Consider the following 12,678-nt stretch of genomic DNA (forward strand, 5'->3'; position numbering starts at 1 on the left):
GAATAGGAATGTTGGTCGCATTGCCTGCCCTGAGGGTAATCTAAACCGTCGTGTTTCTGAATATTTATTAATCAACCAAAATCGAATCTATGATCCTCGTCTGGTGTAAAAACAGGCTAGCTACGCTATTCGTATTACCCGTACTACTCTTTGCCACTTTTCTGCCTGCGGGCGCCGCGAATGCCGGTAATACGCAAACCATCACCCTCTCCTTAAAGAACACTCCGCTGGCTACCGCCTTTAAGGAGATCCAGAAGCAAACAGGCTACTCGTTCGTATACTCCCGGGAAGACCTCGAGCAAACGCAACATGTAAACCTTACTGTTAAAAGCGAAAACCTGGAGGCCGTATTAAAGCTGTGCTTCCAGGAACAACCGCTTACCTACACAATTGTAGACAAGGTGGTGATCATCAAAAGAAAACCCATGGCTGCCCCGCATACTGATTTTAGTGCGGGGCCGGATGCGTTGCCACCCGTTAAAGGGGTGGTGATCAGCTCTGACGGTGGCCCCATACCAGGTACCGTGGTACAGCTGAAAGGAAAGAACACAGGCACCGTTACCGATGGCGCAGGCCAGTTTGAGATCAACGTGCCGCTGGGCAGCACCCTTGTTTTCAGGTCCGTTGGATTTGAGTCACAGGAAATAAAAGTGGAGTCTGCCGGGCCATTGCGCATTGTATTAAAGACCAGCACGGCGGTGCTGGAAGAGGTGATAGTTACAGCCGGCGGTATCCGCTCTAAACGCCGGGAAGTAGGCACCGCCAATACCTTTATAAAAACGGAGGCCCTGGTAACAGGCAAGGCCGTGAACATAGCCGGCGGCCTGCAGGGTAAGGTGGCAGGTTTACAGATCAATGCCACCAATGGCGGCGTAAATCCTAACTACCGCCTTATACTGCGCGGGCAACGTTCCCTTACCGGTAATAACCAGGCATTGATCGTGCTGGATAACGTTATAGTGCCCAATACCATCCTGGGTAACCTGAACCCGGAAGATGTGGAAGAGCTGGTGGTATTGAACGGCGCAGGCGCTGCGGCCCTGTATGGCTCCCAGGCCTCCAACGGCGCTATCATCGTTACTACTAAAAAAGGTAAACAAGGCATTTCACAGGTAAGGGTATCCAATACTACTACCGTAGAATCTGTTGCCTATTTTCCTAAACTGCAGTATAAATATGGCGCCGGCGGCAGCGCCTATGGATTTGATGCAAACGGCAATCCCATCTTCTCCAACCTGGAGAACCAGTCTTATGGCCCTGCCTTTGATGGCTCTATACGGGAGTTAGGACAACCGCTGGAAGATGGCAGCCAGGATTCCGCTTTGTACCTGGGTAATAAAGAGCATAACAATTTCTGGGAACGTGGGCTTACGAACCAAACAGATTTTTCCGTAACCAATGGGGATGACAAATCAACTTTTTATTTATCCGGCCAGTATGCCACTATAAAGGGCACCACGCCAAAGGATAAATATAACCGTACTAACTTAAGGGCTAATGGTACACGTAAGATCGGCAATTATGTAAATGCTACGTACAGCATTTCCTACACCCAGACCCGTAATGACCTTACCACGCAAACATCCACCATGTATGGCAACCTGCTGAACATGCCGCAGAACGTGGATATTACCAAGTATAAATACTGGCGTACGGATAAGTTTGCGAATCCTAACGGATTCTATAACCCCTGGTACCTGAACCCATATTTTTCTGTGGATAACTACCGCAGCAAGGAAAGGAATGACTACCTCACCGGTAACGTAGAGTTGAAATACTCACCCGCCGGCTGGGTAGACCTGATTGCCCGCCAGGGTATCTCCACAAAGAACCGCTCCTACAAATCCAGCGTGGGCGCGTTTGATTATACCAGCTATGCAGAAACTACCAGCGGTTCCAAATCGGATATTCCCGCCACGGTGGCAGATGAAAGCGGTTATACCACAGAACTGCTGACAGATGCCTTTGCGCAGTTCCAAAAAGAATATGGTGATTTCAGCTTCAAGCTGATCACCGGCGGACAGTGGCGCCAGGATGAGTCAAAACTGGTAACAGTGGGCGCAAGCGGCTTAACCATCCCTGATCTGTATAACGTAAGCAACAGTACCTCCAATCCCACGGCCACGGAAGCCAACTATAAAAGCCGTCAGATGGGGCTCTATGGCGATTTCCGCATCGGCTATAAGAACATGCTGTTCCTGCACGGTACGGGCCGTAACGACTGGGTTTCTAACCTTGCTCCGGAAAACCGCTCATTCTTCTATCCATCAGTAGACCTGTCCTTTGTGGCCAGCGATGCCTTCCGCGCGTTAAAGGAAAGCAGGGCCATCACCTTCCTGAAGATCAGGGGCGGCTGGTCTAAAGTAGGTCAGGTGAACCTGGGCACCCGGGACGATTTTGGCGCTTACTATCTGCAGCAGACCTTTAGCCAGTCAAACGGTTATCCCTATAACGGTGTAGCTGGTTATACCTTGAACAACACGCTGGTATCCGCCAGCCTTAAACCGGAGATCACTAAAGGTTATGAAGTAGGTTTTGATATGAACCTGCTGAACGACCGTATCGTTACCTCCGTTACCTGGTACAATACCAAAACAGATAATCAAACGGTGAATACCGCCGTTTCCAATGCCACCGGCTTTTCATCCTATCGCGTAAACAGCGGGCAAACCACCAGCAAAGGCCTGGAGCTGACCGCGCATTTCACCCCCATTAAAACCGGTGATTTTGAACTGGTGGTAGGCGGCAATTATACTTACCTGGATAATAAGGTAAATAACATCAGCGCCGATCTGCCCCGTTTGTCCTTGTCGTCCTATACAACCGGCACCGGTTCCTATGCGGTAACAGGCCAGTTCTTTCCTGTGATCATGGGTAAGGATTACCGCCGCGATCCGGAAGGCCATGTAGTGGTAGACCGCGTAACCGGCGCTCCTTATGTAGATGATACCATTAAGATCCTGGGCAATGCCGTTCCCAGGAACCGCCTGAGCCTGGACCTGAACATCCGCTTCCGGCAGTTCCGTTTCTCTGCGCTGTTTGAATACCGCGCCGGCTATATGGTGTACAACAACATGGGCTCTGAGCTGGATTGGGCTGGCACCGGTATCCGTACCACCACCTTTAACCGCGACCGCTTTGTATTCCCCAACTCCGTATACGAAGATCCTAACCGTCCGGGTACTTACATTAAGAACACCAATATCACCCTCACAGAAGCCAATGGTAATTCCGGTTTCTGGAGTAATGATGAAAACCGTACGGTGGCCTCTAACTATATCACCTCCGGCGACTTCTGGAAGCTGCGTGAGATTGCCGTTTCTTACGACGTGCCGGCGGCAGCGCTGCGGCGTTTAAAGATCATCAAGGCGGCTACCATCAGCCTGCAGGCCAGGAACCTGTTTATATGGCTGGCCAAATCAAATTATTATACGGATCCTGAATATAGCGATGCAGGTAATGATAGCAACGGTATTGGGCTTACGGGCCTGGGGCAAACGCCTCCTTCCCGCTTTTATGGCGCTACTGTGTCCCTGACATTCTAACTGCATCTTAAAACTCAGCACAATGAAGAAATTAGCACTTTATATATCCATAGGGATGCTTGCATTAAGCAGCTCCTGCAAAAAGTACCTGGATATTAATCAGAATCCAAACACCGCTACTTCCGGAACGCCGGAAGTGGTATTGCCCCAGGCGCTTGTATTTACCGCTTCCAACATCAGCAGTTATAACAACTACGGTTCCCAGCTGGTAGGGTATATGGCCAATGCGGGCGGTTATGGCGGCTTTGGCTCCGCCGTTACGTATGATTTCAGTAACGCCACCGCGGCGGGTCTGTGGAGCACTACTTATGACGTGTTAAATGATTTCCAGTATGTGATCAACCAAACGGCTACCCTGCCGGATTATGGCTACTTCAACGGCGCAGCCAGGGTAATGAAAGCAATGAATTTTCAGCTATTGGTGGATGCCTATAACGATGTGCCTTATAAAGAGGCACTGAATGGGGTAGGGGAGTTAACGCCGGCTTATGACAAGGCAACCGATGTCTATGCAGCCCTGGCCGTACAGCTGGATTCTGCCATCGGGATCATCAAAGCCACAGAGGCCCGCCAGGAGGGCAGCTCCACCAGCAACGTAAAAGACCTGGGCGCTGCCGATCCTATGTTCAAGGGCAATATGACCCGCTGGAAACAACTGGCCAATACCATCAAATTACGCCTGATAGTACGCGGCAGCGGTAAGGTGACCTTTGCCAATACTACGTTTGATGAAGCCGGATTCCTGGAAACAGACGCGATTGTAAACCCCGGTTATACAAGGGATAACGGCAAACAGAACCCCGCCTGGAACGGATGGGTATACACTTACACCGGCGCCAATGCCAACCGGGCCTGGATCCCCAGCCGCTTTATACTTTCTTTCTACAACGGGCAAAAACTCAGTGATTACCGCGGTTATGCCATTTACTACGGCTTTCCCGGCACCACGGTGAACCAGTTGGGTTTTGAAAGCAACAGCGTACCGGCGGCGCCCACTGGCGGGGCCTGGTTGTCCGGCGCTAATGCGGAGGCAGACAGGAGCAGCGGTTCCGCAGGCAACAGCATTGGCATTTTTAAAGCGCCATCCTGGGGCGAGCCTATCCTGCTGGCCGCAGAAAGTTATCTGCTGCAGGCAGAAGCCGCGGTGCGGGGTATCCTGACCGGCCAAAACGCCAACACCCTGTTTGACGCCGGCGTACAGGCATCCTTTAATTACCTGTACCAGAAACCGGATGGTACCTATGACGATGACTGGAACCCGGAACTGGACTACTCCAGCTATATGGCAGATAACCCCGATAGCTACCTGGTGCATTTTGACAAGGCTGCGGGTCTTAACCAGCAGATAGAAGCCATCATTACGCAGAAGTACATAGCGCTCAACTTTATCCATGGCCACGAGGCATGGAATGAATACCGCAGAACGCATTACCCCGCTATTGTGAATGGCTCCAGTAATGCAACGCTTACGTTTGCATCCACGCAATCCATTAGCCCCCGGCCGGATAGATTGCCTACCAGGATACTGTATCCCAATACGGAAGCATCCAATAATTCTGTCAATATGCCTAAAGGGATCAGCGCATTTTCTTCCCTTATTTTCTGGGCTTTACAATAAAGTATAAATAGCACGCATATGCTCGTAAAACAGATCATATATAGGGTAATGCCCGCCATCATGGCGCTGGCATTCACCTCCTGCATAAAGGACCACCTGTCGGTAGATCCTGCACAGTCCAATAACGTAGTGGAATTTGCCAATACCGGCACTATCGCATCCGCCGCAGGGGCCATTCACCCGCGTTTTGCCATTGACCTGGGCAACCTGGGGCTCAATGATTCTACTACCTTTAATGTAAACCTCAACTATGCCGGCGCAGACGTAGCGCCACAGGATATAACGGTATCATTGGCGATAGATGAAGACGCACTGGCTGCTTTCAACGCAGACCAGGACGGGCACTACACCACCCCGCCGGCCAGCATCTTCCGCCTCCCAGCTACAGGCGTGATCAAAGCAGGGGAACGCCGCGTACAGCTAAAGGTCACGATCATCCGCACGGCCGATTTTAGCTTTGATGTTAGTTATGCATTACCGCTAAAGATCTCTGCCGTGTCATCCGGCATAGTAAGCGGCAATTTTGGTATAGCCCTTTATTCATTTGCCGCGCGTAATATCTATGATGGCGTGTATGAGATGACAGGCTCCCTGGTGGATAATACCACTGCCAGCATTGTCTTCTACCCGGGCGAGGTGGACCTGATCACGCAATCCCGTAACGGCGTGGCCATGTATGACCACAACGTGGCGAGCGGCTACGGGCATCCCATCAAAAGCGGCGCCTCCGGCTCTTATTACGGCACTTACAGCCCCCTGTTTGTCATGGATGATAATGGTACCGTAACAAGCGTTACCAACTATTTCGGGCAGCTGGCGGGCAGTCTTAAACGTTCCGCGGAACTGGATCCTACCGGGGTAAATAAAGTAACGTTTGACCAGGAAGGTAAGGTGGTATCGATAGAGGTGTCTTATACCATGACGCAGAACGGCGTTTTAAGGACCACATTTAAAGAAAAGCTAACGTACAAGCGTCCAAGATAATAGGTAAACAGTTTTCGAACTGCACTTAGGCAAAGACCGGAAGCCAGGCAAAGGGCTTCCCCCATAAGCAAGTGGCCCCCCGTCTCACGGGGGGCTATATTTTTATATGCCTGCCCCAATAAAAAGAGGCTGCATCGTTGGATACAGCCTCCAGGACCGTTATGTTGGTCGCATCGCGGCCCAAAGGGTAATCTACATGTCGTGTTCTGATAACGTATTAGTCACCCACGGTCAAAAATATGAATTTACCATATGGTTTAACCGATATTATTTTGCCTGATTTAGCACAAAAGTGGACTTGGTCTCCTTCTGAGCGGGCGATGCGGGATGGAAATTAGTGGTGATCACCAGCGCTGCCTTTTGCTCGTCCACAAAATCCATTACAATAATGCCAAACCGGCCCTGCGGGTTATCGCTGAAGAAACGGGTAATGCGGTTCCCCATGGCGTAAGCCACCTTTTTAATGTTAGGAATATGGAACAGGGCGGGCCGGGGGCGGTAACCGCTGGTGAAGTTGATATATAGTGACGCCTCGTCGGCCTGCGAACGGGCCTCTGTAAGTAATGCAGTGCTGGTATGCCACTTGGCCCGGTTGCTGGGCACCACAAATTCGTCCTGCACACGTAGTGGCGTGTCGCCATTGTTAATGGTAAAGGTACTGTTACGGCTCCAGCCGGAAGCGTCAATACCAATAGGGCGGCGCGCTTCAAAACGGCGTAGCAGTACGATCTTGCCTCTTACCTGTTCTAGCGGCGGCACCGTAGTGCCCAGGTACCATTTGCCGGCATAACGTTGCGCATAATCGCCAAAAGTGGCTTCAAAACTGCGCGTGTTGTTGGCCGGATGGTATTCCTCCTTGATGCTCACGATAATACACTCGCTGGGATGTTTGTCCAGGAAGGTAGAGCAGGCGGCCAGTACCGCGTCCAGGTCCTGCTTCTGGTAAATAGCGCCGTGATAGATGGAGAAGGTGTTGTCAATGTGCCGGCAACGAATGTCCAGGAAACGGATACCGGCATTCAGCTGTTCATCCACCGTTAGCCGCTGGCATTTAGCCGTGCCGCGTAACGGCTCGTAACGCGCACAGGCATTGTGGGTACCCGGCAATGAAAGCTGAGTAAGCCGGTAGTTGTTGGGAATGGCAGCCATCCAGTTATCAAGAGATACGGAGCTGGCTGCCGCAAGTGTTGTTGGCGCAGGTGTTTCGGTAGTGGCCCCCCTGGTTATTTGAAGCTCACTTTTACAGCCAAACAAAGATACCATTGCCACCAGGCACGAGGTGGTAACAATGAAAGTTTGCCTTTTCATAGTAACAGTTGTAGGTTTCGTAAAATTACGGCGCGTCGGCTGCATCCTTCGCTACATCCGCATGTTATAACAATTTAGTAATATTATTATGGCATTGCAAACTATTTTACTGCGGACAGTATTTTATTGATCACGCCATCCATCGCTTTATTGTCAAGCCATCTCACCACCGCCACCAGCTCATGTTCCGGATCTACATAGATCATGTTGGTGCCGTTGCCTATATGGATGAACGCTGTTGCAGGCGCGCTGGGCGCCAGCTTACGGTCCGTATTCAGGAACCAGTTCATATAACCGTAGGTAGGCTGTGCCTGCGTGGGCGTTAACGCCTGTTTTACCCACTGTTCTGACAGCAATTGCTGGCCTGCCCAATTGCCCCGGTGTAAAGTCAGCAATCCAAATCGCGCCATATCATATGCGCTGATGAACATACCGCCGCCCCAGTGGCCGCCGCCGCTTACAGACTGCACCGGCGAGCCATCCAGCACGATCCACGCATTACGGTAACCATACCAGCGCCAGGTATTGGAAGCCCCAATGGGATCCATAATGGTATTTTTCAGTACCTGTGGTAAGGGCTGCCGCCATACACAAGTGGCTGCCAGGGCCAGCGCGTTTACCCGTACATCATTATATTTATATACCGTGCCGGGCGCATTCCGTTTGCGGTGTTGCCACTGCTCAGGGTCATTGCCCACAGGCCGGTCTGCCCAATCTGGTTTACCCCAGAGCGTACCTTCCCAATCACTGGTTTGCCGCAGCATCACATCCCAGGTAAGGGTGCGGTTATGCTCACTGGCAAAAGGATATAACAGGGAAGTCTGCCCCGGCGCTGGTGCGCCGCCCGCTGCTGCCAGCGGGTTAAATACCTCGATGGGCGGTATATAAGGCGCCACGGTATCGTATACGCTGTGTATAAGACCACGATCTACCGCTATACCCACTACGCTGGAAAGAAAACTTTTTGTAACGCTGTTTGTAATATCTACCCGTAACGGCTCTCCCCACTCTGCTACTATATATCCTTTGTATACGATCACGCCGGTTGGTTCTCCCCGGTCAGAGAAAGGGCCAATGCCGGCGCTGTAAGGTTCTTTGCCAAACTGCATGGCCTGGGTAAGCTCCTGGTTGCGGGGGTACCTGGATTCGTTCTCCCTGGCAAATTGAATGGCGGCCTGCAACTTAACGGAATCCAATCCCAGCATGGCGGCGGAGCGGTGCTCCCAGGCGCCCCGCGGAGGGAAGTATGCCGCGGTCTTAGCCTGTTTGGATTGGGCAAAGGTGAGGAATGTGCTGCCAATCAACAGCGTGATCAGAAGAATACGTTTCATTCGTATAAAGTACAAAAAATGATGAAAGTTTTTAATACGGATGGATGCAAAAAAAAATTTAGATAAGTGGATATGGTGGTGATATTGCAGTGAAACTGCTATGACATTGTGGTGAAACTGCTATCCAGCTTTTTATCCACATGAGAAAAACATATCCACACAACGATTGGACGGTGTTCCGGGATTTGTTTGAATAACTACGGGAATACAGATGAGGATAGGGGCGATGAATGTAACCTGGTACGCTGAGATCTATTTGAATAAGTATCAGGATGGCGGAAAGGGCTTCAATACAACTGGTTTTCCAGGATCCGTTTGATCATGCGTACCGTAGTGCGGCTGGTTTGTCCTTTGTATTTCTGCAACACCTTAGTTTCGCTCATACCGGTGCCCAGGTCATTTACAATATACCACCACTGCCCCAGCAATGCGGAATTAGGGGTGCGGTATTGCAGCAGCCTGTCTACAGTAGTGATCACCGCCATGCTAACGTCGCCGTCATGCAGGGCAAATACTTCATCTATGCTCAGGCCTAGTTCCAGGTCCCTGGCTACGTGGGAATAATCCTGCAGGTATTTTTCGTTGGCTTCCATCACCTGCAGCAAGGGATCGCTGCTGTACCGGATGGCGGCTATTTGTTTGCGGGAGGTTTTGCGGCGCAGGCGCTCAAAGCTGCGGGCAATATTATCACAGATCACCAGGTCGTCTGCTGCCAGCTCAAACCATTCGCCTTTTACACGCTTGTGCTGAAAGGCCATGTGCAGGCTTTCTTCCAGTTCGCCCATATCAGGGGTGATATACTGTCTTACCAGGCGGAACAGGAAGGGCATATGGGTACGGTAAGAAGATAACCTCGCCTGGAGATCCTGCGTTTTGCCGATCTTATAGAGGTTCTTCCCGGTTTTAATAACGTACACTGAATGTCCGTTTTGTACCTGTTCCATATACACGAAAATAAAAATTTTATCATAATGAGCGAACTTTTAATTCGTGACCACAAATAAGCGCAAGAAACGGGCGCACACAGGCAGGCATTACAGCCAATTGATTTTGATTGTATTTTGTACACACAACAAGTTTAACAACTATGCGTAGGTATTGCCTGTTTGTAGGTTTGCTGCTGGCCAGCATCACCGGTTTTTCGCAGAACAAGCCCCAAAGGGAGCAGTGGTTCATGGACATGGGGCTGGGTATGTTCATTCACTGGAGCGTGGATGTGCAGATTGGCGCGGTGATCAGCCACTCTATGGCCGGCGCCTCTGAAGACTATCTTAAAAAATTCACTACACAGCTGCCGCAGACCTTCAATCCTAAGCAATTTGATCCGGAAGAATGGGCCGTGCTCGCCAGGCTGGCCGGTATGAAATACGTGGTCTTCACCACCAAACACCATGCAGGCTTTTGTATGTGGGATACAAAGACCACAGACTTCAACGTAATGCACACGCCTTTTAAACGGGATGCGCTACGCGAGATCATAACCGCCTTCCGTAAGCAGGGCATCGCCATTGGGCTGTACTTCTCCCCGGAAGATTTTTACTATTTCTACCAGCATAAGATCCCCCTGGGCAGAATGCAGGTACCGCAGCATTTCCCGGCCAATAACCCGGAGCTGATGGCCTATGATAAAGCGCAGATAAAGGAATTGCTTACACAATACGGCAAAATAGACCTCATTTTCTTTGATGGCCCGGCAGAAGGCTTAAAGGAATACGCCTGGCAGCTGCAGCCGGATATTGTTGTTACCAGGGGACAAATGCGTACCCCGGAACAGGAACTGCCGGACCAGCCGGTACCTGGCCCCTGGGAGGCCTGTTTTACCATGGGCACAGACTGGCAGTATAAACCCACCAACGACCCGCAGAAATCCGGCACAGAGATCATTAATATGTTGATCGAGACACGCGCTAAAGGCGGCAACCTGTTAATGAACGTAGGCCCCAAACCCAATGGCGAGATACAGGTGGAGCAGGATGCGCTGCTGCGTGAACTGGCGCTGTGGAATATGGCCAATGAAGAAGCGGTGGCCGGTATACGGCCCTGGCATATTATCCGCGAAGGAGATATCTGGTTTACCCGCGCTAAGGATGATAGCACTACGGTATATGCCTTTGTGCCTGCCGGCAAAGCCTGGAAATATGGAGAGCGGAAGGACCTGGTGCTGAAAACACTGCAGGGCAGCCATCAGACAAAAGTATCCGTATTGGGTTATGGCAGCGAACTGGTGGAGTACAAAAAGGGTTTTGATGCGCACATCTATGTAAAGAGCACACCCATTGGGCTGGTGATCAGTGCTGTGAACGGCCAGCGTTTTTATACCAATAACCAATGGCCTAACCCTGTAGTGCTGAAAATAGAGAAGGTGCAGTACCGCCCGTATAATGATCGCTCCACACGGGCGGAACTGGAAGGCGCCAAATAGGCCTAGTATTTATCATCATTGATCTCTATCCAATAATTGTCAGGATCCTGCAGGTACAGCTGTTTTACGCCATCTACCCGCAGGGTGATCTGCTGTTGCTGGCCCTGCCAGTTACGATAGGGGATCTTGAGCTTATTGAGTTTAGTGATAAAATCATCCACAGAAGGTACGGTAAAGCACAGGTGCGAAGCAATATCATGCTGGGTGATTTCCGGAGCGCCTTTGATCAGGTGCAGCTGGGCATGCGGCCCCACTTTTAGCCAGGTATGTTTGCCGTCGTGGAAAGGTTCCGGCATGGTATCGATCTGTAATACATCCCTGTAAAAGGCCGTACTTTTTTGCAGGTCATATACGGAAACGGCTATATGGTTTAATGCCGTGGGTTTATGCTGCGCATGGGCGTTCAATGACAGACCTGCAATACCAGCGCTGATGAGCAGGCCGGTGACAATCAGTTTTTTCATCCGTTTAATATTTGTTTTTCTTAGTGTCGGCCAGCTTGGTCGTTTATCCTAACAATATACGATGTGGAATTTACACCTGCAAGCATCGGTTATTTCCTAGATTTGCGCCATGAACTACCATTTGTTAGGACACTCCGCGTTGCGCATCAGCGAAATTGCTTTTGGAGGAATGTCATTACAGGGATCAGACGAAGAGAACGCTGCCCTCATCCATCAGGCTATAGGCGCCGGTATTAACTATTTTGATACCGCAGACCTCTATGACCGGGGAGAGAATGAGCGCACGCTGGGCAAAGCCTTACAGGGCAAACGCCAGGAGGTGATCATTGCCTCCAAAGTGGGTAACCAATGGCGGCCGGATGGCAGCGGCTGGGATTGGAACCCCCGGAAGGACTATATCCTCAAAACGGTGGAAGATAGCCTGCAACGCCTGCAAACGGACTATATAGACCTGTACCAGCTGCATGGCGGCACCCTCGAAGACCCCATCGATGAGACCATTGAAGCCTTCGAATTACTGCAGCAGCAGGGAAAGATCCGGTATTATGGCATATCCTCTATACGTCCTAATGTGATCCGGGAATATGTAAAACGGTCCAATATAGTGAGCGTAATGATGCAGTATTGCCTGTTGGACAGGCGGCCGGAAGAAAGCTGCCTGGAGCTGCTATTACAACATAATATCGGGGTACTGGCCCGTGGCTGCGTAGCCAAAGGCTTGCTGGTAGATAAACCTGCCGCTCCTTTCCTGAACTATACGGCGGATGAAGTAAAACGCGCGGCCAATGCCGTAGCGGCAGTCTCCAACCCACAGCGTGGCGCTTCCCAGACTGCGGTGCGGTTTGTATTACAGCACCCCGCCATCAGCGCCGCCGTAATAGGCATCCGTACGCCTGCCCAGCTGGAAGATGCGGAAAAAGCTTCCGCGGCGCCCATGCTTACCTCCCAGGAGATAAATACGCTGCGGGCAGCGGTACCGGCTAACTGTTATGAGCAACACAGGTAG

9 protein-coding genes are annotated in these 12,678 nt (G+C 51.0%); 5 read left to right on the top strand and 4 right to left on the bottom strand.

All coding sequences use genetic code 11. From position 1 onward, the window contains the following. Positions 1–89 precede the first annotated feature (89 nt). The 3 genes from F0L74_RS15865 to F0L74_RS15875 are packed head-to-tail and all read left to right on the top strand — an operon-like array spanning position 90 to position 6,147. A complete protein-coding gene (locus F0L74_RS15865) occupies positions 90–3,545 on the top strand; it encodes a SusC/RagA family TonB-linked outer membrane protein (RefSeq protein ID WP_149838891.1) in 3,456 nt (1,151 codons plus the stop codon). A gap of 22 nt (positions 3,546–3,567) precedes the next feature. After that, entirely contained in the window at positions 3,568–5,163 is a 1,596-nt protein-coding gene (locus tag F0L74_RS15870; protein WP_149838892.1) for a SusD/RagB family nutrient-binding outer membrane lipoprotein, read from the top strand. A gap of 18 nt (positions 5,164–5,181) precedes the next feature. Continuing rightward, positions 5,182–6,147, top strand: coding sequence for a DUF1735 domain-containing protein (locus F0L74_RS15875; protein ID WP_149838893.1), 966 nt, complete (start codon positions 5,182–5,184; stop codon positions 6,145–6,147). A 267-nt stretch (positions 6,148–6,414) separates the two neighbouring features. On the opposite strand, the gene F0L74_RS15880 is transcribed toward F0L74_RS15875, so the two are convergent. The 3 genes from F0L74_RS15880 to F0L74_RS15890 form a co-directional block, all read right to left on the bottom strand. Further along, positions 6,415–7,455, bottom strand: coding sequence for a phosphatidylinositol-specific phospholipase C (locus F0L74_RS15880; protein WP_188316034.1), 1,041 nt, complete (start codon positions 7,453–7,455; stop codon positions 6,415–6,417). A 101-nt stretch (positions 7,456–7,556) separates the two neighbouring features. Continuing rightward, a complete protein-coding gene (locus F0L74_RS15885) occupies positions 7,557–8,786 on the bottom strand; it encodes a serine hydrolase domain-containing protein (protein WP_149838895.1) in 1,230 nt (409 codons plus the stop codon). A gap of 287 nt (positions 8,787–9,073) precedes the next feature. Next, positions 9,074–9,703, bottom strand: a complete 630-nt coding sequence (locus F0L74_RS15890) for a GIY-YIG nuclease family protein (RefSeq protein ID WP_246197733.1) — start codon at positions 9,701–9,703, stop codon at positions 9,074–9,076. 170 nt (positions 9,704–9,873) lie between these two features. Between F0L74_RS15890 and F0L74_RS15895 the strand changes: the two genes are divergently transcribed. Continuing rightward, a complete protein-coding gene (locus F0L74_RS15895; RefSeq protein WP_149838897.1) occupies positions 9,874–11,208 on the top strand; it encodes an alpha-L-fucosidase in 1,335 nt (444 codons plus the stop codon). A gap of 2 nt (positions 11,209–11,210) precedes the next feature. Here F0L74_RS15895 and F0L74_RS15900 read toward each other — a convergent pair whose 3' ends face one another. Beyond that, positions 11,211–11,672 carry a VOC family protein gene (locus F0L74_RS15900; RefSeq protein WP_149838898.1) on the bottom strand — a complete coding sequence of 154 codons (462 nt, stop codon included), beginning with the start codon at positions 11,670–11,672 and terminating at the stop codon, positions 11,211–11,213. Between the two features lie 109 nt (positions 11,673–11,781). Here F0L74_RS15900 and F0L74_RS15905 point away from each other — a divergent pair, with 109 nt between their 5' ends. Beyond that, the gene (locus tag F0L74_RS15905; protein ID WP_149838899.1) at positions 11,782–12,678 is read left to right on the top strand and encodes an aldo/keto reductase; all 897 of its coding nucleotides are present in this window, start codon (positions 11,782–11,784) and stop codon (positions 12,676–12,678) included.

This window comes from Chitinophaga agrisoli (assembly GCF_008386695.1).
GTDB classification, from domain to species: domain Bacteria; phylum Bacteroidota; class Bacteroidia; order Chitinophagales; family Chitinophagaceae; genus Chitinophaga; species Chitinophaga agrisoli.

Coding starts and splice junctions, on each gene's coding strand:
- F0L74_RS15865 (WP_149838891.1), top strand. CDS start 90: ATGATCCTCGTCTGGTGTAAAAACAGGCTAGCTACGCTATTCGTATTA.
- F0L74_RS15870 (WP_149838892.1), top strand. CDS start 3,568: ATGAAGAAATTAGCACTTTATATATCCATAGGGATGCTTGCATTAAGC.
- F0L74_RS15875 (WP_149838893.1), top strand. CDS start 5,182: ATGCTCGTAAAACAGATCATATATAGGGTAATGCCCGCCATCATGGCG.
- F0L74_RS15880 (WP_188316034.1), bottom strand. CDS start 7,455: ATGAAAAGGCAAACTTTCATTGTTACCACCTCGTGCCTGGTGGCAATG.
- F0L74_RS15885 (WP_149838895.1), bottom strand. CDS start 8,786: ATGAAACGTATTCTTCTGATCACGCTGTTGATTGGCAGCACATTCCTC.
- F0L74_RS15895 (WP_149838897.1), top strand. CDS start 9,874: ATGCGTAGGTATTGCCTGTTTGTAGGTTTGCTGCTGGCCAGCATCACC.
- F0L74_RS15900 (WP_149838898.1), bottom strand. CDS start 11,672: ATGAAAAAACTGATTGTCACCGGCCTGCTCATCAGCGCTGGTATTGCA.
- F0L74_RS15905 (WP_149838899.1), top strand. CDS start 11,782: ATGAACTACCATTTGTTAGGACACTCCGCGTTGCGCATCAGCGAAATT.